The sequence below is a fragment of the Curtobacterium sp. MCPF17_001 genome, assembly GCF_003234615.1.
GTDB lineage: Bacteria > Actinomycetota > Actinomycetes > Actinomycetales > Microbacteriaceae > Curtobacterium.
The window spans coordinates 92,874-117,474 of record NZ_QKSL01000001.1; the positions used below are offsets into that span (position 1 = coordinate 92,874).

Below are 24,601 nucleotides of genomic sequence, written 5' to 3' on the forward strand. Positions count from 1 at the left end.
GGGGTCGCATCGTCGTTCCCGACGCCGGCTGCCCACCCCGACCGATCGCGGTCAGTCTGATGGTGTCACCGGGGGCAGCCTCCGCGCCGGCGTCACGGTGGGCCACCATAGGAAATCCATGCTCGTTATCAAACCGAGACCAACGGTTCTACCCAGTAGTGCTATGTACCCCGCCGCGAACCTGAACGTCTCGATGCCCATGGGCGCGGCGATCGGACGTACCCGGGTACACGACCTTCCGAATTCCCTGGCAATCGCGGATCCGGGCGACCGAGGACGGACGGGAGGCCCGTGGCGGCACCGCGAGCCGCCTCCCGTCCGTCAGCCCCGCGAGAGCAGCGTGACGGCCTCGAGGTGCCCCGTCTGCGGGAACATGTCGAGCACGCGCACCCGTCGCAGGCGGAACGACGGCATCACCGCGAGGTCGCGTGCGAGCGTCACGGGGTTGCAACTGGAGTAGACGACGTGCCGGACCTCGGACGTCTCCAACCACCCCGCGAGCTCGGCGCCGATGCCGCGTCGGGGCGGGTTGACGACGACGAGTTCGGGGGTGGTGCCGGGCCGGGCGCGCAGGGCGTGGGCGGTCGCGTCGTCGGCGGCGAAGCGGACGTCGGTCAGGCCGGCCTCGCGGGCGGACTGCTTGGCGGACACGATCGCCTCACGACTGGTCTCGATGCCGGTGACCGCGCGACCCGGGCGTGCTGCGTGCAGGGCGAACCCGCCGACACCGCAGTACAGGTCCCACATCGAGGCCGGACCGACCTCGTCGATCCACTCCGACGCCTGCGCGTACAGCTGGGTCGCGACGGTGGTGTTCGTCTGGAAGAAGCTCTGCGGGCGCAGGTGCATCGTCACCGGCCCCAGGCGCATCGGCAGGGTCTGCTGCTCGGTGAGGACGACCTCCCGGTCCCCCTCGGTCACGGCCTTGTGCTCGGGCAGCAGGTTCGCGGTGACGACGACGGCCTGCGGCAGGACCCGGTGCAGGTCGCCGAGCCGGTTCCGCAGGCGTGGCAGCTGCCCCTCGCTCCGGAGGACGAACCGGACCATCAGCTCGCCGTCCGGCGACTCGGTGACGAGCACGTACTTCAACTCGCCGCGACGCTGTCGGACGTCGTACGGCATCAGTCCGGCGGAGGCGATGAAGTCGGCCAGGACCGGGAGCGCCCGCTGGATGCCGGGCGTGCAGATGCCGCAGTGCCGCAGGTCGACCCCGCGCTGCCGCTCGTCGAGGATCCCGACGGTGGGTTGCTGCGCGGTGCCGCCGACGACCATCTTCGCCTTGTTGCGGTAGCCGGACTCGGGGCTGGTGATCGCCGGGAGCCACTCGACCGTCCCCGGGCCACCCGCGGCGTCGACGGCGTCGTGCAGGAGTTCGCGGGTGCGGAGCTCCTTGTCGAGGACCTGGTCTCCGTATGGCTGACCCATCAGGGTGCACGACCGGCAGACCCCGCGGTCGAAGTAGTCGCACTGCATGGCCGAGTCAGGATACGTCAGCGGCGGGCAGCGTCCCGGGTGGTCGTCCGGATGCGGTGCACCGAGGTCGTCGCCGTGACGAAGAGGTCGCGGCCGTCGTCACCGCCGAAGCACAGGTTCGCAACGACCTCGGGCACCGGGACGGTCCCGATCCGGGTGCCGTCCGGCGTGTACACGAACACCCCGACCGCGGCGGAGGTCCAGATCCGGCCGTCCTCGTCGACGCGGAGACCGTCCGGCACACCCTCGCCCGGTGCGAAGCGCACCAGGTCGCGGCCGTTCTTCACCCGCACCCCGGGCACCCCGGACGCCGCCGGAGCGTCGGTGACGACGTCGTAGGCGCGGATCACCGGGCGGTCGCCGTCCGAGCTCGCCACGTACAGGACGCGCTCGTCGGGTGAGAACGCGAGCCCGTTCGGTTCGTCGACGTCGAGGACGACCGGGCGCAGGTCCTCGCCGGCCGGGCCGCAGCGGAACACCCAGTGGTCGCCGTACTCCCGCTCCCCGGGGTAGCCTTCGCGCGGCTGCGTGATGCCGTAGGCCGGGTCGGTGAACCAGACGCTGCCGTCGCGGGCGACGACGACGTCGTTCGGGGAGTTGTAGGCGACCGCACCCCACCGCGTCGTGATCGGCGTGACGACGCCGTCCCGGTCACGCTCGACCCGCCGGTGTCCGTGCGAGCACTGCACCACCGAGCCGTCGGGGTCGAGTGTCCGGCCGTTGGTGAACTCGACCCCGTCGGCGTACACCGACACCGTGCCGTCCGTGGCGGACCACTGCAGGATGCGGTCTCCGGGGATGTCCGACCACCGGAGCGTCCTGGTGGCCGGGATCCAGCACGGTCCCTCGGCCCACGTGCTGCCGGTGTGCAGGGTCTCGAGCGCGGTGGGGTCGGGGACGAGGTCGGTGAGGCTCGGCACGGGTTCTCCTTCGAACGGTGCGACCACGCTAGTGCGCGCGCACCCCGCTGGGCCGGCGACCCCGACGGTTCAGACCGTCGCAGCGGCCGCGGCCGCCGCGCTCCGCCGCCGCAGGGCCTTCTCGACCGCGGAGATGCCGAACCCGAGCAGGATCGACGCCACCACGGCCAGCACGGTCACGAGGAACGGCTGGTCCCGGCTCCAGTGCCCGGTCGCCGCAGCGATCCCGACGCAGTACGCGGCCCAGACGACGTCGGCGAGCGCGCAGCTGAGCAGGAAGCGCCGGACGTCCAGACCGCTGTCGGCGCCGACGAGGTTCGTGGTGAGGCGGCCCATCGGGATGAACCTCCCGAGCACGGCGATGCGACCGGGGGCGGCGCGGTAGCGCTCGTCGATCGCCTCCCGCGCTTTCCTGACCTTCGGCCGCGCGAACCAGGACCTCGAGCCGAGGTCGACCGACCGGGCCAGCTGGTAGAGCGCGAGGTCGCCGAGCACCATGCCGATCGTGGCCGCGACGATCAGCAGCAGCACGGGCAGGAGTCCGCCGTCACCGCCGACCAGGAGCGTGCCGATCGCGACGACCATCGCCTGGCTGGGCAGGAAGACCGCGATGCTGCCGACGGCGAGCACCAGGCCGACGACCAGGAACGCCCACGGGGTGCCGACGAGTTGCAGCACCACCTGTTCTGCTGCGTCCACCGGTCACCCTCCGCGGCACGAGTCGGACGCACCGCTGTCGATCATCCCAGGTCCTGCGCCGGACCGCGCGCGCTCAGCGCTGCGACACCGGGGAGAGCACGAGCTCGTCGATCCGCACGTGTGCCGGGGCGGACAGCACGAACCCGACAGCACGGCCGACGTCCTCCGGCGTGAGCATCACGGCACGTGCCGCGGCGTCCGGCACGCTCGGGCGCTGGTCGAGGAAGTCCGTCGCGACGTCCCCCGGGCAGAGGTGCGTGGCCCGGACACCGTGGTGCGCCTCCTGCTGGTTGAGCGTGCGGACGACCGGGCCGAGGGCCGTCTTGCTCGCCGAGTACGCCACGCCCGCGCCCGGCTGCGACGACCACCCCGCGTACGAGGAGACGACGACCACGACCCCGCCGGAGCGCCGGAGGGCGGGGAGCGCCGCGTCGACGACCTGCACCACCGCGGTCAGGTTCGTGTCGATCACGGCCCGGAGGTCGGTCATCGACTGGTCGTCCCACCGCCGCCGTGGGGAGTTCAGCCCGGCCGACAGGACGAGCCCGTCGATCCGACCGTGCCGTCCGAGGAGGGTGTCGCGGGCCGTGGTGACGGCGTCCGGGTCGGTGGCGTCGAGGGGCAGGACGTCCGCGGTGCCGCCCGCGGCGCGGATGCCGGCGGCGACCGTGTCGAGACGGTCGGTGCGACGCCCGCTGAGGACGAGCCTCCAGCCCGACCGTGCCGCCACCTGCGCGGCCGCGGCACCCATGCCGCTGCCGCCGCCCGTGACCCACAGGACGCGGTCGTCCGTCGCCGGCTGGTCCGTCGTGCGCTGGTCTGCCGTGCCGTCGTCCGTCATGGGTGGGACAGTAGACGCGTCGGCGTCGACGGACGCCCCGAAGGAGCGACCGATGCACCTCGACCTCAGCGACCGGGTGGTGATCGTCACCGGCGCCGCCCGCGGGATCGGCCGGACCATCGCGGAGCGGTTCCGCCTCGAGGGCGCGCACGTGGTCGCGCTCGACCTGGCGGCGGCGCTCGCGGACCACGCGGCGGACGACCAGCCGGGAGGCCCGTCCAGCGTCCCGGACGGCGCCCACCCGCTCGAGGTGCTCGCCTGCGACGTCACCGACCCGGAGTCGGTGCGCGCCGCGGTGGACGAGGTGGTGACCCGGCACGGCACCGTCGACGTCCTCGTCAACAACGCGGGGATCAACGTCGAGGGACGGGTGGTCGACCTGGAGTGGGACGCCTGGCGACGGTGCATGGACGTGAACCTCGGCGGGACCTTCCTCATGAGCCAGGCGGTGGCGCCCGTCATGCAGCGGGCGGGGCGCGGCCGGATCATCAACGCGGCGTCCTTCGCGGCGATCGTGCCGAGCGTGGGGAGCGCGGCCTACGCGGCGTCGAAGGCGGCGGTCGTGCAGTTCACCCGGGTCCTGGCATCCGAGCTGGGGCCGTGGGGCATCACCGTCAACGCGTACGCGCCGGGGATGGTGCCGACCGCGATGAACGGCTTCGCGACCATGCCGGCCGCCGCACAGGACCGGCTGCTCGACACGCTGTCGATCCGGCGGTGGGAGACGCCGGACGACGTGGCGGACGTGCTGCTCTTCCTGGCGAGCGACCTGGCCGGGTACGTGACGGGGACGCTGCTCGACGTGTCGGGCGGCAAGCTCGCGACCCAGATCCCGTCGCGGGCGTACGAGGGCTGATCCGGACCCGGGCGGTCGCCTCGGCGAGCGGGCAGAGTCGGAGGCAGTCTGGACCACCGCGGCGGACCCTGTCCGCTCGCACAGGATCTGCTCATGCGGCTCTCCGTAGGCTGTGAGGTGCCAAGAGAGCCGGACTGCAGCCCGACCCCCGAGGAGGTGCCCCTGTGTTCACCGTCCTCATCGCGTTCGGCGTCATCGCACTCGTCGTCCCCGCACTCACCCCCCTGCTGGGGCGTCGCGTCTTCTTCGTCGCTGCCCTCGCCCCCACCGCTGCCGCGGTCCTCACCCTGATCCAGACCGCTCCGGCACTCGGCGACGGCGTCACGGAACGCGTGCGCTGGATCCCACAGCTCGCACTCGACCTGGCGTTCCGGGTGGACGCCCTGTCGTGGGTGCTCGCCCTCGTGGTCACCGTGGTCGGCGCGCTCGTGCTCGTCTACTGCGCCTCGTACTTCCCCGACGACGAGCCCGGGCTCGGACGGTTCGCCGGCGTCCTGACCGCCTTCGCCGGGTCGATGTACGGCCTGGTGATCGCGGACGACGTCATCGTGCTGTTCGTCCTGTGGGAGGCCACGACGGTCTTCTCCTACCTGCTCATCGGACACGACGCCGTGAAGCGGGCCAGCCGGGCCGCGGCCATGCAGGCCCTCGTCGTCACCACCGCCGGTGGGCTCGCGATGCTCGCCGGGCTCGTCGTGATCTCGGTCGCCGCCGGCACCACGTCGCTGTCCGGGATCATCGCCGCCCCCCCGACCGGCACGGCCGTCTCGGTGTCCGTCATGCTCGTCCTGGTCGGTGCGCTGACGAAGTCGGCGATCGTGCCGTTCCACTTCTGGCTGCCCGCCGCGATGGCCGCGCCGACCCCGGTCAGCGCCTACCTGCACGCCGCCGCGATGGTCAAGGCCGGCATCTACCTGGTCGCCCGGCTGGCCCCGGCCTTCGCGCTGCTCGACGGCTGGCGCGAGACGATCACGGTGCTCGGGGTGCTCGGCATGCTCGTCGGCGGGTACCGGGCCCTGCGGCAGACCGACCTCAAGCTGCTGCTCGCGTACGGAACGGTCGCCCAGCTCGGGTTCCTGGTGCTCGCCGCCGGATGGGGTGTACCGGAGATCGCCCTCGGTGGGGTCGTCCTGCTCGTCGCCCACGCCACGTTCAAGTCCACGCTGTTCCTGGTCGTCGGCACGGTCGACCACGTCGCCGGGACCCGGGACCTCTGGAAGCTCAGCGGTGTCGGACGCCGTCTACCCGGGCTCGCCGCCGTCGCAGTGCTCGCGCTGGCGTCGATGGCCGGCATCCCGCCGCTCATCGGCTTCGTCGCGAAGGAGGCCGTGCTCGGCGGCTTCCTCGAGGAACTGCACGGTGCGGACGCCGGGTGGGCCTGGGTCGCACTCGTCGGTGTCACGATCGGTTCGATCCTGACCGTCGCCTACTCGTGCCGGTTCTTCTGGGGCACCTTCGCCCGCAAGTCCGGGGTCGCCCAGACCGAGCCGCACGCGCTGCACGGGCTCTGGGTCGTCCCGACGGTGCTCGGCGTCGCGGGGCTCGTCCTCGGGCTCGCCACCCCGTTCGTCGCGCACGGCTTCGAGTCCGCCGCCACCGCCGCACGGCACGGCAGCGGCAAGGTCCCGCACCTGGCGCTCTGGCACGGGTTCGAGCCGGCGCTCGGCATCTCCGCCCTGACCCTGGTCGGCGGTGGCGTCCTGTTCCTGCTCCGCACGCGGGTCGAGGCCGTGCAGCACCGCCTGGCCGGCTCCCCCTCGGCGTCCGCGAACTACCGACGGATGATGCGCGGGCTCGACCGGTTCGCGACCTGGCTGACCGCCAGCCTGCAGCGCGGTTCGCTGCCCTACTACCTGACCGTGATCCTGTCGGTGTTCGTCGCCGGCGCCCTCGCCAACCTGGTCGTCGGCGGTCCCTGGGCCTTCCACATCCGGTTCGCCGACACCTGGGGCCAGCTGCCCGTCGTCGTCGTGATGGCGATGGCCGCGATCGCCGTCCTCGCCGCGAAGACCCGCTTCGCCGCAGCCGTCCTGGTCGGCGTGACCGGGTACGGCACCGCGATCCTGTTCCTGCTGCACGGCGCCGTCGACCTCGCGCTCACCCAGCTCGTCGTCGAGACCGTGACCCTGATCGCGTTCGTCCTCGTGCTGCGTCGCCTGCCCCCGCGCATCGGCACCGCCAACCCGTCGCGCTTCCGGGTGCTCCGGGCACTGTTCGCCGCCCTCGCCGGCCTGACCCTGGCGATCGTGGTCGTCGTCGCCGCGTCCGCCCGCACCGCCGAGCCGCTCTGGCCCGACCTGCCGGCGCTGACCAGCTCCTTCGGGCACGGCCTCAACGTCGTCAACGTCGCCCTCGTCGACCTGCGCGGCTGGGACACCCTGGGCGAGCTGACCGTCGTCGTGGCCGCGGCGACCGGTGTCGCGAGCCTGATCTTCGTGCGGTCGCGGGAGGACACCCTGCCGCGACTCCGGGACATGCCGGCCTCGGTCGCGAGCGGTGACGACCGGGCCGACGGCGAGCCGCGGGCCTGGCTGCCGACGAGCGCCGCGATCCCGACCGGACGCTCGGCACTGCTCGACATCGTCGTCCGCCTGCTGTTCCACGGGCTCGTCGTGCTGTCGGTCTACCTGCTCTTCGCTGGACACAACTCGGCCGGTGGTGGCTTCGCGGGCGGTCTCGTCGCCGGTGTCGCCCTCGCCGCCCGGTACCTGGCCGGGGGCCCGGCGGAACTCGGGGCCGCGGCACCGATCCGTGCCGGGCGACTGCTCGGCCTCGGGGTCGCCACGGCCGGCATCACCGCGATCACGCCGATGTTCTTCGGCAAGGACGCCCTGTACTCCGAGTTCTTCGAGGCCACCGTCCCGGTCCTCGGCCACGTCGAGTTCGTCACCGCCACGTTCTTCGACATCGGCGTGTACCTGGTCGTCGTCGGACTCGTGCTCGACGTGCTCCGCTCGCTCGGGGCCGAGGTCGACCGACAGCGCCTCGAGGACCGCCGCGTCCCCACCGCCGACACCCTGGAGGGACCCGCATGACCGTCACCCTCGTCCTCGTCATCGCGATGGCCGTGCTGTTCTCGTGCGGCGTCTACCTGCTCCTCGAACGGTCCCTGACCCGGATGCTGCTCGGGTTCCTGCTCCTCGGCAACGCCCTGAACCTGCTGTTGCTGACGATGTCCGGCGCGGCCGGTGACCCGCCGATCGGCAAGTCGGCCGAGGGGATCACGGACCCGCTGCCCCAGGCGTTCGCCCTCACCGCGATCGTCATCACCTTCGCGGTCAGCGCGTTCCTGCTGGCCCTCATCCACCGCTCCTGGCGGTTGTCGCGTGCGGACGAGGTCGAGGTGGACGAGGCCGACGTCGCGATCCGCACCGACCGCGCCGACCCCGCCGACGACGACCCCGAGCTCGCCGAGGACGACAGCCCCCGACGGTACGACCCGAAGTCCCCCGAGGACGCGGACGACCCGCACGAAACGGCCCCACACCCGACCGAGAGCAGGCCCGCACCGTGACCTTCCTCGTCCCGCTCCTGGTCCTCGTCCCGCTCCTCGGAGCCGCCGTCGCCCTCGGACTCCTCCGCCACCAGCAGCTGCAGCGCGCCATCACGGTCGCGGTGCTCGTCATCGCGGTCGCGGTGGCCGTCACGCTCATGGTGCTGGTCGACCGGCACGGCACCATCGTCGTGCAGGTCGGCGGCTGGCAGGCTCCGTACGGCATCTCGCTCGTCGTCGACCGGTTGAGCGCCCTGCTCCTGACGGTGTCGAGTTCGGTGCTGCTCGTCGTCCTGCTGTTCTCCATCGGGCAGGGCCTGGCCGACGACGACGAGGACGCCCCGGTCACGATCTTCTACCCGACGTACCTGGTCCTGGCGGCGGGCGTGCTCGACTCCTTCATCGCCGGCGACCTGTTCAACCTGTACGTGGCGTTCGAGATGCTGCTCGTGGCGAGCTACGTGCTCATCACCGTCGGCGGCAGTGTGCAGCGGGTCCGCGCCGGAACCACCTACATCGTGACGAGCCTGATCGCGTCGTCGATCTTCCTCGCCGCCATCGGCCTGGTCTACGGCGCGACCGGCACCGTGAACATCGCGCAGATCAGCCAGCGGGTGGCGGAGCTGCCGGACCACGTCCAGCTGCTGCTGCACACCATGCTGCTCATCGGGTTCGGCATCAAGGCCGCCGTGTTCCCGCTGGCGTTCTGGCTGCCGGATTCGTACCCGACCGCCCCGGCGCCGGTCACCGCGGTGTTCGCTGGTCTGCTCACGAAGGTCGGGATCTACGCGATCATCCGGCTCGAGACGATCATCTTCCCCGGACCGCAGTTGAACGGGGTCCTGCTCGTCGTCGCCGTGTTGACGATGGTGGTCGGGGTGCTCGGCGCGGTGTCGCAGACCGACGTGAAACGGCTGCTGTCCTTCACGCTCATCAGTCACATCGGGTTCATGGTGATGGGCATCGGACTCGGTTCGGTGGTCGGCACCGCGGCCGCGGTGTTCTACACGGTGCACCACATCGTCGTGCAGACCACGCTGTTCCTCGTCTCCGGCCTCATGGAACGGGTCGGCGGCACGACCTCGACGCGCTCCCTCGGTGGCCTGCTCAAGACGGCGCCCCTGCTCGCGGCCCTCTACCTGGTCCCGGCGTTCAACCTCGGCGGCATCCCACCGTTCTCCGGCTTCATCGGCAAGCTCGGTCTGTTCCGGGCCGCGGCCGAGGACGGTTCTCCCCTCGCGTACGTGACGATCGGCGCCGGGGTCGTGACGAGCCTCCTGACCCTGTACGCGCTGATGCGCGTCTGGGACGCGGCCTTCTGGCGCCCCAAGCCGGCCGCCGAGGCCGCCGCCCCGCACGCCAGTGTCGCCGAGCCGCACGAGCACCTGCGTGCACCGGAACCCGCGCCGGTCACGGTCCCCGAGACGGAGACCGAGGGCCGGACAGGAGGCCCGTCCGACACCGGTGCGCCGGCCGCGGTCGTCCGCGCCCCGGCCGGGGACGGCTCGGTCGCGACGCTCGACGACCCGACGCGGTCGGACGCCCACGACCACGGCGACGCACCGTCGACCGAGCACGCCCGGTCCAAGCTGCCGCCGATGCTCGTCGTCGTGACCACCGTCGCCGTCCTCGGGTCGGTCGCCCTCACCGTCCTCGCCGGGCCCCTCTACGGCTACGCGACGCGTGCGGCTGAGTCCCTCGAGTCGCCGGACCGATACGTGCAGGCCGTCCTCGGGGGTGACGCGCGATGACCGACGTCCGACGCTTCACGAACGCCCGCCGGATGGCGCTGGCGTGGCGCTACGACGTGCCGCTCGTCGCCGGGCTCACGGTGCTGTGGGCGCTGCTCTGGGGGAACTGGTCACCGCTCACGTTGCTCTGCGGCGTCGTCGTCGCGCTGCTCGTCACCCAGTCGCTGCCGCTGCCGCCGGTCCCGCTGTCGGCACGGTTCTCGATCGTGCACGTCGTGTGGTTCCTGCTGGTCTGGGCCGGGTACGTCGTGCTCGCGTCGTTCCGGGTCGCCTGGGTCGCGGTCCGGCCACGAGGGGTCCGGAAGAGCTCCATCGTCCTCGTCCAGCTGCACACCACGTCGGAGATGACCTTCACGCTGTCCACCATCGCGATCTCACTCGTCCCCGGCTCCTACGTCATCGACGAGGACCTGCGCCGTCGACGCCTGCTCCTCCACGTGCTCGACACCGAGCGCCCCGAGCAGGTGGACGCCGCCCGACGGGAAGCGCACCGGATCGAGGCGCTCGTGATCCGTGCGATCGGGTCGGCGCAGGACGTCTCCGAGCTGTCCGAACCGCTGCCCGAGGTGGTCCGGTGAGCGCCGCCGTCGTCGTCATGGCGGTCGGGATCGCCCTGGTCCTGGCGTTGCTCGGCGCGACCCTCGTCCTCGCGGTCGGTCGGATCGTCCGCGGCCCCACCATCCTCGACCGGATGATCGGGTCCGACATGGTGCTCACCACCGTCCTGCTCGTGATCGCCGCATCGATCGTCGTCCGCCAGGACGCGAGCGCCGTGCCGGTGCTCGTCGTGATCGCCGCGACGAGCGTCTTCGCGACCGTCGCCGTCGCGCGCGCGGTCACCCCGTCGACCGACCCCGAGGACGAGGGCATGGACGCGACCACCCCGGAGCACGCCGTGCAGGCAGCAGACGAAGAGGCTGCGGACGACGCGCACACCACCGACGACGGCCACAGCGCGGGAGGGCAGCGATGACCGAGATGACGGACATGCTCCAGGCGTTCCTCGACGACGCCGGCATCCGGGCGTGGATCGCCCTCGCGCTGCTGCTCGTCGGGGCTGCGCTGTCACTCGGCGCGGCGATCGGCATCGTCCGGTTCCCCGACCCGCTGGTCCGACTGCACGCGATGTCGAAGCCGCAGGTCCTCGGTCTCGCCTGCTGCCTGGCGGCCGTCGTCGTCGCCGTGTGGACCTGGTCCGTGCTGTGGATGGTGATCCCGGCGATGGTGTTCCAGCTCGCACTCGTGCCGGTGTCGACGCACATGATCGCCCGCGCCGGACTGCGCTCGGGCGACTACCGGCACGAGGACCTGCTGGTCGACGACACCGAGTGACTCGGGTTTTGGCAGTTGTGATTGTTTTATGAGCCCTAGATAAAGCGCACTAAACTCCGTAACATGGGTCGCGATGGACAGCATCAGGAACCCGTACACGCCCAACGCGGGAGCGACACCCGAGATCATCGCTGGACGAGCAGAGCAGACGAGGTCCTTCACTGTCCTCCTCGAGCGCCTCGCGCGCGGACGCACAGAACAGTCGATGATCATGACCGGCCTGCGAGGGGTCGGCAAGACAGTCCTGTTGAACGAGTTCGCAGACCTCGCCCGACAGGCTCGTTGGGAAGTCGTGGAGATCGAAGCGAGCAAGCGGGGCGACGATCGCTTCCGTCAGATGATCGCGTCGTCCCTGCGGTCGGCGCTTCTCCAGATCTCGCCGCGCAAGAGGTGGGGGGAACGAGCGCAGCGAGCAGCCGAGGTGCTCACCGCGTTCTCCGTCAACGTCACGAACGAGGGGTCCTGGGCTCTGACGTGGGACGTCGAGGCTGCTGAGGGCCTCGGCGACCACGGGGACCTCGCACTCGACCTCACCGACGTCCTCGTCGCGGTCGGAGAAGCGGCCAGGGAGAAGGAACGAGGGGTCGCGATCCTCATCGACGAGGTCCAGTTCCTCAACCAGGCACAGCTCGAGGCACTCATCCAGGCCATGCACAAGACCGTGCAGCGCAAGCTGCCGGTGACCTTCGTCGGTGCAGGGCTCCCACAGATCGCCGAACTCGCGGGCGATGCGAAGTCCTACGCGGAACGGTTGTTCCGGTTCCCCCTGATCGATTCCCTCGGCGACGACGACGCACGCGAGGCACTGATCGCTCCAGCCGAACGTGAAGGGGTGGTGTTTGAATCTGCCGCGGTCACAGAGGCGCTCGCCATCACGAAGGGCTACCCCTACTTCATCCAGGAGCTCGGCTACCAGGCTTGGGAGATCGCGGAAGGCGGGAGCATCACCGCCGATGACGTCTCAACCGCCAAGGAGGCGTACCTGGCAAAGCTCGATTCGTCGTTCTTCCGCGTCCGACTCGACCGAGCGACGCCACTGCAGACCGCCTACATGCGCGCAATGGCGGAGCTGGGTCCGGAGGCCCAGAAAGCGTCTGAAGTCGCGCGCGTCATGCTCCGCGAGTCGACGCAGTTGGGCCCTACCCGGGCCGAACTGATCGACATGGGTCTGCTGTTCACGCCGGAGCACGGGTATGCGGCCTTCACCGTCCCGGATTTCGACCAGTTCATGCTCCGCGCAATCCCGGATCTGATCGTTCCTGAGGTCCGTCGCCGCCCTCGGCCGAGCTGAACGAACCGCCCGTCAGCGCAGCGCGTCCCGGCGGGACAGCACCAGGTTGGCCGCACCGGCCAGCACGACGACGGCGGCCGAGAACGCCGGGAACGCCATCGCGGCCGGGGTGCCGGCACGCTCGGCGACCTCACCGACGACCGCACTCGCGATCGACTGCCCGACGATGACCGCCGAGCCGAGGATCGTCATGGTGGTCGCCGAACGGCCCACCGGCGACCGGTCCGAGCCCAGGCTGTACTGGGTGACGAGGGTGGGGCCGATGCCGATCCCCATCACGGCGAGGACGATCCCGACCGCGAGCACGGAGTCCGCGGTGGCGAAGACGATCGCGGATGCCAGCAGCACCACGCCGAACAGCAGCCAGCGCCAACCGAGCCGGAAGGCCCGCGGGAACGCCGCCGACCCGAGCGCGAGCCCGGCCGAGCCGATGCCCATCAGGCCGTAGAGCAACCCGGCCCGCGAGGACCCGCCGTGGTCGGCCATGAACGCGGTCAGCGCGGTCAGCGTCGACCCGAAGAAGAACCCGATGCCGAGGATGCCGACGACGACCACCACCAGTCGGGGCCGCAGGAGCTGCCGGGCCGGTGCCGGACGCGGGTCGGACGCATGCCCGAGGGTCAGGCGACCGGTCGGGTGCAGGGCGAACGCGGTGACGAACACGAACGTCAGCACCGAGGCACCGGCGACGGCGACCCACGGCGCGATGGCGCTCGCGAGGACGCCGACCAGGAACGGTCCGACGATGAAGACGGTCTCGTCGGCGGCGGACTCGTACGCCATGGTGCCGCTGAGGACCCGCTCGTGCCGCTTCGGTTCCATCCGGTTCCGGATGATCGCGACGAGCCGGGTGCGGGACATCGGCGCCACCTGGGGTGCGCTCGCCCCGATGAGGAACGACATCGCCAGGACGGCCAGGGCCGGGGCGCTGCCCTGCACGACGAAGGGCAGCGCCCCGAGCAGGACGGCGTTGGCCAGGCCGACGGGCACGAGCACGGCGCGCTGCCCGTACTTGTCCGCGGCGGCGCCGACGAGCGGCCCGAACAGCGCCGAGCCGATGCCGACCGAGGCCGAGTTGATGCCACCGAGGGCGACCGAGTCGCGTGCGGCGACGACGAGCGTCAGCACGCCGACGACCATCATCGCGAACGGCAGTCGCGCCACGAAGGCGATGGGGAAGTAGGACCGCCCGGCGAGGGCGATCAGGGAAGCGCCGGAGGAACGCGCCTGGAGCATGGTGGGGGTGTGCCTTCTCGGCCCACTCGTGTGGAGCGGACCCATCGGGTGCCGCCGCTGTCCGCCGGGGTGCCGGCGTCCGGTAGATACACGGTTGTTGCTGGTTTGCCCGTCCACTGTACCTGCCGGACGGGAGGCTCACCCAGGGTCCAGCACCGAGCCTCCCGTCCGGCGCTCCTCCGTCAGAGCGAGCGCAGCCGTCAGCCGCGGCGGCCGGCGCGAGCCGCGAAGGCGTCGAGGGCGCGGAGGACATCGTCACTGCGGTAGACCCGCGAACGCAGCGAGTACTCGGACTTCGCCTGCAGCACGCCGGCCGCGATGAGGGTGTCGAGGGCCCGGTAGACGTTCACGGACGGCCCGAGCTCGACTCCCAGTGTCGCCGCGGTGACGACCGGCTGACGGGCGATCACCTCGAGGACGCGCCACACTGCGGAATCGCTCCGGGACCGGACCGTCTCCCGCCAGCGCTCACGCACCGCGTGCACCTCGTCCACCAGGACCGTGGCGTTGTGCACCGCTCGGAAGCACGCTTCGGCGGTGGCGAGGACGATCGCCTCGACGTCACCCGCGCGGTACGAGTCGAGGGCTGCGTGGTACCCAGCGGTGTCGGTCAACAGGCCGGCGGAGACGGGGATGGTCACGTTCCTCGTCAGTCCGGTTCCGCGGAACATCGCCTGCATCAGCGCCCGCCCGGTCCGGCCGTTGCCGTCGGTGAACGGGTGGATCGTTTCGAACTGCGCGTGCGCGACGGCGATCTGGACGAGCCGTGGCAGGTCGGACCGCCGCGCGAACCGCATGACGTCGTCGATCAGCGCCGGGACGCGGTCGGCTCGGGGCGCGACGAACTCCGCACCCCGAGGACTGTCCGCGGCCCGTCCGATCCAGACCGGTTCGTCCCGCCACGCTCCGGCGTCGTGGTGCGGATCGCCATGGAGGAGCGCGGCGTGCATCGCGAGGACCGTCTCCGGCGTGAGTTCGTCCGCCAGGTCGAGCGCCGCCTGCATCGCACGCGTGTTGGCGACGATCTGTGCAGCGTTCTGCCGGGACGTGTCGCCGAGCTCAGCGGTGAAGACGGCTCGCGCACTCGCGGTCAGGTGTTCGATCTGCGATGAAGCCGCGGCTTCGGAGCGCATCAGGAGCGGCGCGAACGCAGCGATCTCGCCACCGAGGCCCGCATCGAAGCGGACCAGGGCCTCCGTCGCATCGTCGACGACGGCGGCCGTCGCGGACGACACCACCGGGTCGAGGTCGACGATGAGCGGCGGGACGGCAGCGCTGTACGCATGCCCGACGCTGGATCGTCGGCTCGCGGCGACGCCGAATCCGGCGTACCGGGACTCGAACCACAGCTCTTCGGAGTCGACGGCGGGCCATCCCATGTCGTCCTCCTGTCACTGCGTGGGCTCGAGTTCGACACTTAGCCTACCAAGTGTCGAACTCGTGCCCCGCTGGTGACACTTCCGTCGGGCCGGCTCGGGTCAGGAGACCTCGCCGGAGCGGGCCCCCGCCCAGAGGTCGACGTCGGTGATGCCGACCGTGTGCTCGTCGATGGTGCGGAGCTCGTCGTCCGAGAACGACGTGTTCGCGAGCGCGGCGACGTTGTCCTCGAGCTGTTCCACGCGGGAGGCGCCCATCACGAGCGAGGTGACCCGCTCGTCCCGCAGCGCCCAGGCCAGGGCGAGCTGCGCCATCGTCTGGCCGCGCGACTCGGCGACGGCGTTGAGCGCACGAAGGTGTTCGACGACCTCGGGCGTGATCGACGAGGGGTCGAGCGACTTCCCGGCCGCGGCACGCGAGCCCTCGGGCACGCCGTCGAGGTACTTGCCGGTGAGCAGCCCCTGCGCCAGGGCGGTGAACCCGATCACACCGAACCCGAGCTCGCCGGCCGCGTCGAGCAGCCCCTCCGTCTCGATCCAGCGGTTCAGCATCGAGTAGGACGGCTGGTGGATGAGGAGCGGCGTGCCGAGGTCGCGGAGGATCGCGGCGGCCTGACGGGTGCGTTCGGCGTCGTACGACGAGATGCCGACGTAGAGCGCCTTGCCCTGCTGGACGGCGGTGTGCAGCGCGCCCATCGTCTCCTCGAGCGGGGTGGAGGCATCGAGGCGGTGCGAGTAGAAGACGTCGACGTAGTCGAGCCCGGTGCGGCGGAGGGACTGGTCGAGTGAGGCGAGGACGTACTTGCGGGAGCCGCCGCCCTGGCCGTAGGGGCCGGGCCACATGTCCCAGCCGGCCTTCGTCGAGACCACCATCTCGTCACGGTACGGCGCGAAGTCCTCGCGCATGAGCTTGCCGAAGTTCAGCTCCGCGGCACCGTAGGGCGGGCCGTAGTTGTTCGCCAGGTCGTGGTGGGTGATGCCGAGGTCGAACGCCCGGCGACTGATCGCTCGCTGGGTCTCGAACGGGACGTCGTCGCCGAAGTTGTGCCAGTAGCCCAGCGAGAGCAGCGGCAGGTCGAGCCCCGAGTGCCCGGTCCGCCGGTAGGTCATCGAGTCGTAGCGGTCGTCGGCAGCGATGTAGGTCATGGACCCGAGCCTGCCACGGCGCTACCGTGGGCTGCACCGACGAGGGAGCACCCATGGCAGCACGCGACGACGCGTCCGAGACCACCTTCACTGCCGAGGAGCAGGCTGCCATGCGCGAGCACGCGGCCGAGGTGAAGGCGAGCCGGAAACGCGGGACGACGAAGGCCGAGAAGGCGGCGCTCGACGCCCAGGCCGTGGTCGACAAGATCGCCGCGATGCCCGAGCCCGACCGGGGCCTGGCTGAACGGATCCACCGGATCGCGCTCGAGGCTGCTCCCGACCTGGCACCGAAGCTCTGGTACGGCATGCCCGCGTACGCCAAGGACGGCGCCGTCGTGTTCTTCTTCCAGGACGCGGGGAAGTTCACGGCGCGCTACTCGACGCTCGGGTTCCAGGACCCGGCGACACTGGACGACGGATCGTTCTGGCCGACCTCGTTCGCGGTGACGCCGGAGTTCTCCGGCGCCGACGAGCAGGCCGTCGCCGAGCTCATCCGTCGCGCGACGGCCTGAGCCCCGCCTCGATCCGCTCGAGCAGGCCGACGGCGGACACCACGGCGGCAGCGTCGATGCCCTGCGCCCCGAGCGCTGTCCGGAGCGCCTCCGCCCACCGGGCCCGCAGCACGCCGATGTTCTCGGCCGCGAGCGCCGTCGGGAACAGCTGTGCGGTCCGGGCGTCGTCCGGGTGCGTACGGCGTTCGACCATGCCCTTCGCGACGAGCGACCCGAGCGCGACGCTGAGGTTGCTCCGCCGGAGCGCGGTCGCGTCCGCCGTGGCACTCGGCGTCGTCCCCGGGTTCGTGTCGACCCAGCGCATCACCAGGACCTCGGTACCGGTCAGTGGCACGACGTCGACCGCGCGCGGACCGGTCGGGTCGAGCTCCCGCGCGACGCTGAGGACGACGTCCGCGAGCCGGGCCAACGCGTCGTCGGAGGTCGGGGAGGTCATCCCCGCACCGTAACCCGCGCCGACGGACAGCCTGCTGGGCGACGGACGGCGCTCAGTGCCGTGCGGTGAGCGCCGGGCGCCGCAGCACGGGGATGCGCGGCATCGCCCAGTCCACCCAGACGAGCCGGGCGGCCGGCGCGACGGCGAGCGCCCACACCACCGACGCGACGGTGTCGGTCGGGTAGTGCACGGCGTCGATGGTGAGCGACAGCACGACCACCACGACGACCACGGTGCCGAGCGTCACCGCGAGGGTGTGCCATCGGGTGTCGCGGAGCACCCACGTCAGGGCGATGACGATGGCGACGATGAAGACCGTGTGCCCGCTCGGGTACGAGGGGTCGGGCTGCGTGGCGAACGGGTGCGGCAGCAGCGACGTGTCCGGGCGGGGGCGCTGGACGAGTTCCTTGACGAGGTCCGATGGCACCCAGGTGATCGCGACCGTCCCGGCGAACGCGGCCGCCGGGCGGACGTCGCGCTGCACGGCCCAGACCACCCCGGTGACGATGATCGTGACGCCGATCGCCGGGGCGGGGCTGATCACGTGGTAGACCGCGGTGGCGAACGCCCCGAGGGGTCCGGTGTGCAGGGTGTTCAGCGCGTGCGCGAGGCCGAAGTCGACGTCGCCGAGGACGAACCCGACGATCGTGATGACGATCACGGTGCCGAGGGCGATCGCGAGCGTCGCGAGCGGGTACGGCGTGCGCACGAGGATGCCGGTCGACGTGCGCTCCCGGCGGGCGGGCGTCAGGGTGGGCGCGTCGGTCATCCGCTCATCCTCCAGCCGGCGCACTGCTGCCGTGCCGAGAGTCCGGCCCCGGCAGATCAGAGAGCGCTCAGCCCCGCCTCGGCCGCCCCTCTGACGACGAGCCGCCGCACCTGCGCCGCCGCCCCCAGCGCCACGGCGTCCGGCCCGAGCGCCGACTGCTCGACCCGGATCGTCGCGCCGCTGACCGGGGGTTCCGCCGCGAGGGCCGCGGCGACGGCCGGCGCGAGCAGGTCCCACGACCGTGCGACACCGCCGCCGATGACGACCGTCGTCACGTCGAGGATCCCCGCCGTGAGCAGGACGGCGCGGGCGACGCCCCACCCCGCGGTCGTGAAGACGGCCTGCGCGTCCGGGTCCCCGGCACGTGCGGCCTCGGCGACCTGGTGTGTGCCGAGTCGTCGGCCGGTGCTGGCGGCGTAGCGGTCCGCCATCCCGCGGGCACCCGCGACGGTCTCGAGGTGTCCGCGCTGCCCGCAGGTGCAGGGGGTGTCGCCGAAGCCGGGCACGTGGCCGATCTCGCCCGCGGCACCGTGCGGTCCGCCGAACAGCGAGCCGCCCAGGACGAGGGCACCGCCCACGCCGGTCCCGAGCGTCATGCCGAGCACGTCCGACTCCCCCGCGACGGCGCCGGTGGCGACCTCGCCGAGCAGGAACGCGTTGACGTCGTTGTCGAGCGTGGCCGGCACCCCGAGCCGTGCGGTGACGGCGTCGGTGACGCCGTACCCGGCCCAGCCGGTGAACGAGTTCGCGGTGACGAGCACCGTGCCCGTGGTCGGGTCGACGACACCGGCAGCGCCCACCCCGACACCCGCCAGGGAGGCCCGGTGCCGGTCGAGCAGGGACCGCACCGCCGCCTCGGCCGCGTCGAGGATCGCGTCGCCGCCGTCGTGCGCGGGCGTCGGCAGGTCGATGCGGTCGAGGACCTCGAGGTCGGTGGTGGCGAGCAGGACCTTGGTGTTCGTCCCGCCGACGTCGATGCCGGCGACGACCTCCGCGGTCACGGGGTCACCGCGGCGAGGGAGGCCAGGCGCTCGGTCCGACGCTGTCGTTGCACCACCGGGTCCGGGACCGGCACGGCGGCGAGCAGCCGTCGGGTGTAGTCCGTGGTGGGGTGCAGGAGCGTCGAGCCGGTCGGGCCCTGCTCCTCGACCGCGCCGGCGCGCATCACGACGACCCGTTCGGCGAACTGCTGCACGACGGCGAGGTCGTGCGAGACGAACAGGCACGCGAAGCCCAGGTCGGCCTGCAGGTCGGTGAGGACCTCGAGCACGGCCTCCTGCACGCTGACGTCGAGCGCGCTGGTCGGTTCGTCGGCGACGAGCAGCCGCGGGTCGAGCACGAGCGCCCGGGCCAGGCTGACCCGCTGGCGTTGCCCGCCGGAGAGTTCCCGGGGAGCCCGTGTGGCCAGGGTGCGGGGCAGGCGGACGGCGTCCAGGACCTCGTCCACGCGGCGGCGACGGTCGGCGCCCGAGGTCCGCCGCCGGTGGATGGCGAGCGGTTCGGCGATGCACTCGCCGACGGACATCCGTGGGTCGAGGGACGCCACCGGGTCCTGCAGCACCACGCCGATGCCGGAACGGAGCGCCAGGCGGTCCCGTCCACGGGTACGGCGGAGGTCCGAGCCGAAGAGCCGGACGCTGCCGGCGGTGGGGCGGACCAGGCCGAGGGCGACCCGGGCGGCGGTGGACTTCCCCGAGCCGGACTCGCCGACCAGGCCGACGGTCTCCCCGGCGTGCACGGTGACGTCGATGCCGCGCAGGGCGTGCACCGCGCGGGCGCCGCGGCCGAAGGTGACCGAGACGTCGCGCAGGTCGACCACCGGGGGCGCGGCGGGCCTCCCGTCCGCATCGTCGGCGGACGCCGGCCGGTCCGCGATGGCCGGGCGTGCGTCGGCCGAGCCGTCGGCGACCGACGCGGCGGTCTGGAGGCGCGGCACCGCGGCCAGCAGCCGCTCGGTGTACTCGTGCTGGGGCCGGAGCAGGACGTCCTCGACGCCGCCGGTCTCCACGATGGAACCCTGCAGCATCACGGCGACCCGGTCGGCGAAGTCCGCGACGACGCCCATGTTGTGGGTGACGAGCAGTACCCCGGTGCCGGTGTCGACGGCGAGCGCCCGGAGCAGCTCGAGGATCTCGGCCTGCACGGTGACGTCGAGCGCCGTGGTCGGTTCGTCGGCGATGAGGAGCGCCGGCTCGTTGGCGATCGCCATCGCGATGACCACACGCTGCCGCTGACCGCCGGAGAGCTGGAACGGGAAGGCCTTCGCGCGCTCCTCCGGGGACGGGATGCCGACGCGGCGGAGGAGTTCGACGGCCTCGGTCGCGGCGGACGCGGCGGACACCTGCCGGTGGTTCCGGATGACCTCGGCGATCTGCGCCCCGACCCGGGTGAGCGGGTCGAGGGCGGTGGCGGGCTCCTGGAACACCATCGAGACCGTGCGGCCGCGGAGCCGCCGGAGTTCGGGTTCCGGCGCACCGACGACCTGGTGGCCGTCGACGACCGCGCTGCCGGTGACGGTCGCGTTGCCGGAGAGCAGCCCCATCGCGGCCAGCGCGACGGTCGACTTGCCGGAGCCGGACTCGCCGACGAGGGCGAGGGTCTCACCGGGGGCCACGGCCAGGGAGACGCCCTGGACGGCGTGCACGTCGCCGGACTCGGTGCTGAAGTGCACCCCCAGGTCGTCGACGGCGAGGATCGGTTCGGTGGCGGTCATCCGCGGCCCTTCACGTCGAATGCGTCCCGGAGTCCGTCGCCGACGGCGTTGAGCGCGCAGACGACGAGGATCACGGCGAGTCCCGGCGGCACGATCAGCCACCAGCGACCGGAGTAGGCGGCGGTGAGTCCCGCCGAGAGCATGCCGCCCCAGTCCGTGGCCGGCGGCTGCACGCCGAGGCCCAGGTAGGAGACGTAGGCGACCAGGAGGATCGCGTCGGCGACCTGGAACGTCGCGGCCACGACGATGGTCGACACCGAGTTCGGCAGCAGGTGTCGGCCGACGGCACGGGCGTGCGAGCCACCGATGGCGCGGAGGGTGAGCACGAAGTCGCGGTTCTTCAGTGTCAGGGTCTCGGCGCGGATGAGCCGGGAGGGCACGAGCCAGGACACGAAGCCGAGGATCACGATGAGGCCCCAGACGCCCGGGGTGGTGATCGCCGAGATGACGAGCAGGATGAACAGCGCCGGGATCGCGATGCCGGCGTCGACGACGCGCATCATCACGGCGTCGACCCAGCCGCCGACGTACCCGGCGACGGAGCCCCACAGTGTGCCGACGACGGTGGCCAGGATCCCGGCGGCGATGCCGACCATGAGCGAGACCTTGCCGCCGTACATCAGGCGGCCGAGGACGTCGTGGCCGACGGCGTCGGTGCCGAGCAGGTGGGCGCCGCTCGGGCGCTGGTTCGCCTGCTCGAGGAGGGTGTGGGTCTGGTCGGTCGGGTACAGGAAGGGTCCGACGAAGCAGAACAGCACGATGAGGACGAGCACGGCCAGGCCGATCACGGCGAGGGTGTTGTGCCGGAACCGGCGGGCGGCGAGCCGGAAGCCGGTCGCGGCGACCGTGACGGGGGCGCCGGGCGTCTCGGGGGCGAGTTGGACGGTGGTCATGCGCGGCCTGCCTTCACACGGGGGTCGATGAGGGACTGGGCGACGTCCGCGAGCAGCGTGCCGATGACGGTCGCGACGGAGATCACGAGCACGCAGCCGAGCAGCGTCGGGTAGTCCGACGTCTGCGCCGCGTTCCAGAACAGCAGCCCCATGCCGGGGTAGTTGAACAGCTGCTCCGTGACGAGCGCCCCGCCGAAGAGCACCGGCAGGTAGTAGCCGAGCATCGCCACGACCGGCGTCAGCGAGTTCCGGAAGACGTGTCGGCGCAGGATCGTCGCCGTCGACGAACCGCCGGCGCGGGCGGTGCGGACGTAGTCCTCCTGCAGGTTCTCCAACGTCGCCGCCCGCATGTAGCGGCTGAAGACGGCGATCATCGCGAGGGCGCCGGTGAGCACCGGCAGGACGAGGCCGGCCGGCTGCTGGAACACCTCGGCGAGGGTGGTGCCGCTCGGCGCCTGCGACGGCAGCCACGGCAGCTGCTGGCTGAACACGATGATGAGCACGAGGCCGAGGAAGAACGCGGGCGTCGCGTAGAAGACGAACGCCAATGCGGTGGCGGCGTAGTCGATCGCTCCGTTGCGTCGGGCTGCCTGCCACATGCCGACCGGGATCGCGATGACGATCCCGAGCACGGCGGAGAGTCCGGTGAGGACGAGGGTCTTCGGGATGCGCTCCTGGATCAGTTGCGAGACCGGTTCGTTGAGCGTGTACGAGGTGCCGAGGTCACCGGTGAGCAACCGTCCGAGGAACCGGAGGTACTGCACGGGCAGCGACTGGTCGAGGCCCTGCGTCTGGTTGAACGCGGCGATCTGGGCGGGCGTCGCGGAGACGCCGAGCACGCCGCGGGCGGGTCCGCCGGGCAGCGCGTGCAGCAGGCAGAACACCACGACGGTGACGATGAGGATCACCGCGAGCGCCTGCAGGACGCGGCGGGTGAGGTAGAGGGCAGTGGTCATGCTGCTTCCGTTGGTCGGATGCTGACGGGACTCCCGGGAGGCGCGGTGCGGGTCGGACCCGCACCGCGCCTCCGGAAGGGGCTCAGTGGGCTACTTGGTCCACTTCCACTGCGCGGGGTGGAAGTTGGCGAGCGAGTCCTGGTCGAACCCGGTCAGACCGCTCTTCTTGACGGAGATCTGGTAGTCCGGGCTCGGCAGCCAGATCACGGGCAGGTCCTTCGCGACCGCGGCGCTGTAGTCCTGCACGGCGCTCGCGTCGGTGGAGGTGGTCGTCGCGTCGATGAGGGAGTCGACCTGCTTGTTCGAGTAGCTGCCGAAGTTCGCCGAACCGCCGGTGGAGAACAGCGACTCACCGGTCGGGTAGGCCGGGAAGTACCAGCTGCCGGCGGTGCCGAAGAAGGACAGGTCCCAGTCGCAGCTGGGCTCGTCGGCGGTGCAGGTCGGGGTCTGCGACAGGACGCTCGACACCGGGGCCGTCTTGATCGAGAAGCCGATGCCGGTCTTCTCGAGGGACGACTGGATGGCGCTCATCATGTTGTCGGTGACGGTCGAGCCGGACTGCGAGAGCACCTTCATGGCGAACTTCGTGCCCTCGGCGACGCCCTTGCCGCACTGGCTGGACGAGGTGCCCGGGTCGGTGCAGACCATGGTGCCGCCCTGCTTCGTCCAGCCGTGACTCGTCAGCAGTGCCGCGGCCTTCTTCGTGCTGAACGGGTACGGGTTGTCCTTCTGCACGTCCGAGACGTAGTCGGACTCCTGCGCCTGCGGGATCGGCCCGTAGGTCGAGGTGGCGGTGCCGTTGAAGACGACCTTCGACAGGGACTTCTGGTCGATCGACATCTGCACGGCCTGCCGGGCGTACAGCTGCTTGAAGACGGCGCCCATGTCCGGGTTGTTGAAGTTGTACGGCATGTACGTGATCGCCCAGCCGGTCCACGGGTCGACCTCGTAGCCCTTCGACGTGAAGGAGTCCTTCTGGTCGAGGTCGGTGGCGTTGATGTAGCCGTAGTCGACCGCACCGGAGCGCAGCGCGTTCGTCTCGGCGTCCGCGGTGGTGAAGGGCAGCAGGTTGACGGTCTTGATCGATGCCTTCTCGCCCCCGTCGTACTTCGGGTTCGCGGTGAGCTGGACCTTGCCGGCGGTGGTGAACGACGACAGGCCGTAGGGGCCGGAGATCGTCTTCCACAGGTCGTCGGAGTCGTAGTCGGCGATCTTGCCCGCGGCGGTGTTGAGGAACTTCCAGACCTGCTTCGCCCCGGTCGCGGTGCGGTCGGCGTCGGTCACCTCGCCGGAGGCACTGGTCTTGTCCCAGGCGTGCTGGGGCAGCGGGATGATGTAGCTCAGCTGGTTGGCGAGCATCCAGTCCTTGTTGTACGCCTTGTCGAACGTGATCGTGAAGTGCGTGTCGTCGACGGTCGTGAAGGACGTCCAGTTGTCCGGCGCCTTGCCCTCGGAGTACGAGCCCCAGTCCTTCGCGTTCGCCTTGATCAGGTTGAACCAGAACTCCGCGTCGCGGCTCGTGATCGGCTCGCCGTCGGACCAGTGCCGGTCGCCGAGCGTGATCGTGACGCTCTTGCTGTCCGAGGCGAAGTCGGCGGCGGTGGCGACGGACCCGGGCTTGTCCCAGCCGATCTTGCCGGTGGAGCCGTCGTAGGCGATGAGGCGCTCGTACAGCGACTGCGCGATGGAGCCGTTGTTGGTGTTGAGGTGCGCGGCGGTGCCGATCGGCAGGATCCAGTTCGGCGTGAAGTTCGCCGGCAGCGCGTAGTCGATCTCGTCGGACTTCGTGCCGGTGGTGGCGGAACCGCCCCCGGAGCACCCGGCGAGCAGTGCGCTCACCGCGAGCGCGGCTCCGGTGAGGAGGGCCCAGCGACGGGGCTTGGTCATGCGTGTCTCCTTGCGCGAGGA

23 protein-coding genes are annotated in these 24,601 nt (G+C 71.4%); 9 read left to right on the forward strand and 14 right to left on the reverse strand.

Features of this window, described 5'->3' with window-relative positions; all coding sequences use genetic code 11:
• Positions 1-321 precede the first annotated feature (321 nt).
• From rlmC to DEJ24_RS00505, 4 genes are all read right to left on the reverse strand, one after another.
• Positions 322-1,473 carry a 23S rRNA (uracil(747)-C(5))-methyltransferase RlmC gene (gene rlmC, locus DEJ24_RS00490; protein WP_111076819.1) on the reverse strand — a complete coding sequence of 384 codons (1,152 nt, stop codon included), beginning with the start codon at positions 1,471-1,473 and terminating at the stop codon, positions 322-324.
• A 17-nt stretch (positions 1,474-1,490) separates the two neighbouring features.
• On the reverse strand, positions 1,491-2,393 hold the full coding sequence (locus tag DEJ24_RS00495; protein WP_258374571.1) for an SMP-30/gluconolactonase/LRE family protein: 903 nt from the start codon (positions 2,391-2,393) through the stop codon (positions 1,491-1,493).
• Positions 2,394-2,462: 69 nt separating this feature from the next.
• Positions 2,463-3,092 (reverse strand): DedA family protein, encoded by a 630-nt coding sequence (locus tag DEJ24_RS00500; protein WP_111076821.1) that lies wholly within the window; start codon positions 3,090-3,092, stop codon positions 2,463-2,465.
• 73 nt (positions 3,093-3,165) lie between these two features.
• The gene (locus DEJ24_RS00505; protein WP_111076822.1) at positions 3,166-3,933 is read right to left on the reverse strand and encodes an SDR family oxidoreductase; all 768 of its coding nucleotides are present in this window, start codon (positions 3,931-3,933) and stop codon (positions 3,166-3,168) included.
• A 52-nt stretch (positions 3,934-3,985) separates the two neighbouring features.
• Between DEJ24_RS00505 and DEJ24_RS00510 the strand changes: the two genes are divergently transcribed.
• From DEJ24_RS00510 to DEJ24_RS00545, 8 genes are all read left to right on the forward strand, one after another.
• Positions 3,986-4,789, forward strand: a complete 804-nt coding sequence (locus DEJ24_RS00510; RefSeq protein WP_111076823.1) for an SDR family NAD(P)-dependent oxidoreductase — start codon at positions 3,986-3,988, stop codon at positions 4,787-4,789.
• Between the two features lie 164 nt (positions 4,790-4,953).
• A complete protein-coding gene (locus DEJ24_RS00515; protein ID WP_111076824.1) occupies positions 4,954-7,824 on the forward strand; it encodes a Na+/H+ antiporter subunit A in 2,871 nt (956 codons plus the stop codon).
• Entirely contained in the window at positions 7,821-8,303 is a 483-nt protein-coding gene (locus DEJ24_RS00520) for a Na(+)/H(+) antiporter subunit C (RefSeq protein ID WP_111076825.1), read from the forward strand. Before DEJ24_RS00515 ends, DEJ24_RS00520 begins: the two co-directional genes overlap by 4 nt.
• Positions 8,300-10,033: a Na+/H+ antiporter subunit D gene (locus tag DEJ24_RS00525; RefSeq protein WP_111076826.1), complete on the forward strand. Its 1,734-nt coding sequence runs from the start codon at positions 8,300-8,302 to the stop codon at positions 10,031-10,033. Before DEJ24_RS00520 ends, DEJ24_RS00525 begins: the two co-directional genes overlap by 4 nt.
• Complete coding sequence (locus DEJ24_RS00530; protein ID WP_111076827.1) at positions 10,030-10,611, forward strand: Na+/H+ antiporter subunit E; 582 nt, start codon at positions 10,030-10,032, stop codon at positions 10,609-10,611. The genes DEJ24_RS00525 and DEJ24_RS00530 overlap by 4 nt, the downstream gene beginning before the upstream one ends.
• On the forward strand, positions 10,608-11,006 hold the full coding sequence (locus DEJ24_RS00535; RefSeq protein WP_181432842.1) for a hypothetical protein: 399 nt from the start codon (positions 10,608-10,610) through the stop codon (positions 11,004-11,006). Before DEJ24_RS00530 ends, DEJ24_RS00535 begins: the two co-directional genes overlap by 4 nt.
• Entirely contained in the window at positions 11,003-11,365 is a 363-nt protein-coding gene (gene mnhG / locus DEJ24_RS00540) for a monovalent cation/H(+) antiporter subunit G (protein WP_111076828.1), read from the forward strand. Before DEJ24_RS00535 ends, mnhG begins: the two co-directional genes overlap by 4 nt.
• A 73-nt stretch (positions 11,366-11,438) precedes the next feature.
• A complete protein-coding gene (locus DEJ24_RS00545; RefSeq protein ID WP_111076829.1) occupies positions 11,439-12,656 on the forward strand; it encodes an ATP-binding protein in 1,218 nt (405 codons plus the stop codon).
• A 12-nt stretch (positions 12,657-12,668) separates the two neighbouring features.
• Here the strand turns inward: DEJ24_RS00545 and DEJ24_RS00550 are convergent, their stop codons facing one another.
• From DEJ24_RS00550 to mgrA, 3 genes are all read right to left on the reverse strand, one after another.
• Positions 12,669-13,892 (reverse strand): MFS transporter, encoded by a 1,224-nt coding sequence (locus tag DEJ24_RS00550; protein ID WP_111076830.1) that lies wholly within the window; start codon positions 13,890-13,892, stop codon positions 12,669-12,671.
• Positions 13,893-14,092: 200 nt separating this feature from the next.
• Positions 14,093-15,271, reverse strand: coding sequence for a Fic family protein (locus tag DEJ24_RS00555; RefSeq protein ID WP_111076831.1), 1,179 nt, complete (start codon positions 15,269-15,271; stop codon positions 14,093-14,095).
• Between the two features lie 99 nt (positions 15,272-15,370).
• Positions 15,371-16,414: an L-glyceraldehyde 3-phosphate reductase gene (gene mgrA, locus DEJ24_RS00560; protein ID WP_111076832.1), complete on the reverse strand. Its 1,044-nt coding sequence runs from the start codon at positions 16,412-16,414 to the stop codon at positions 15,371-15,373.
• Positions 16,415-16,467: 53 nt separating this feature from the next.
• Between mgrA and DEJ24_RS00565 the strand changes: the two genes are divergently transcribed.
• Positions 16,468-16,926, forward strand: a complete 459-nt coding sequence (locus DEJ24_RS00565; RefSeq protein WP_111076833.1) for an iron chaperone — start codon at positions 16,468-16,470, stop codon at positions 16,924-16,926.
• On the opposite strand, the gene DEJ24_RS00570 is transcribed toward DEJ24_RS00565, so the two are convergent.
• The 7 genes from DEJ24_RS00570 to DEJ24_RS00600 form a co-directional block, all read right to left on the reverse strand.
• Positions 16,904-17,362, reverse strand: a complete 459-nt coding sequence (locus tag DEJ24_RS00570; RefSeq protein WP_111076834.1) for a MarR family winged helix-turn-helix transcriptional regulator — start codon at positions 17,360-17,362, stop codon at positions 16,904-16,906. The two genes, DEJ24_RS00565 and DEJ24_RS00570, sit on opposite strands and share 23 nt — an antisense overlap.
• A gap of 52 nt (positions 17,363-17,414) precedes the next feature.
• Positions 17,415-18,131 (reverse strand): phosphatase PAP2 family protein, encoded by a 717-nt coding sequence (locus tag DEJ24_RS00575; RefSeq protein WP_111076835.1) that lies wholly within the window; start codon positions 18,129-18,131, stop codon positions 17,415-17,417.
• A 56-nt stretch (positions 18,132-18,187) separates the two neighbouring features.
• The gene (locus tag DEJ24_RS00580; protein WP_111076836.1) at positions 18,188-19,132 is read right to left on the reverse strand and encodes an ROK family protein; all 945 of its coding nucleotides are present in this window, start codon (positions 19,130-19,132) and stop codon (positions 18,188-18,190) included.
• Complete coding sequence (locus tag DEJ24_RS00585) at positions 19,129-20,844, reverse strand: ABC transporter ATP-binding protein (RefSeq protein ID WP_111076837.1); 1,716 nt, start codon at positions 20,842-20,844, stop codon at positions 19,129-19,131. The genes DEJ24_RS00580 and DEJ24_RS00585 overlap by 4 nt, the downstream gene beginning before the upstream one ends.
• The gene (locus tag DEJ24_RS00590; RefSeq protein ID WP_110903875.1) at positions 20,841-21,737 is read right to left on the reverse strand and encodes an ABC transporter permease; all 897 of its coding nucleotides are present in this window, start codon (positions 21,735-21,737) and stop codon (positions 20,841-20,843) included. Before DEJ24_RS00590 ends, DEJ24_RS00585 begins: the two co-directional genes overlap by 4 nt.
• Positions 21,734-22,693 (reverse strand): ABC transporter permease, encoded by a 960-nt coding sequence (locus tag DEJ24_RS00595; RefSeq protein ID WP_111076838.1) that lies wholly within the window; start codon positions 22,691-22,693, stop codon positions 21,734-21,736. Before DEJ24_RS00595 ends, DEJ24_RS00590 begins: the two co-directional genes overlap by 4 nt.
• Before the next feature lie 90 nt (positions 22,694-22,783).
• Positions 22,784-24,580 carry a peptide ABC transporter substrate-binding protein gene (locus tag DEJ24_RS00600; protein ID WP_111076839.1) on the reverse strand — a complete coding sequence of 599 codons (1,797 nt, stop codon included), beginning with the start codon at positions 24,578-24,580 and terminating at the stop codon, positions 22,784-22,786.
• Between the last annotated feature and the right edge of the window lie 21 nt (positions 24,581-24,601).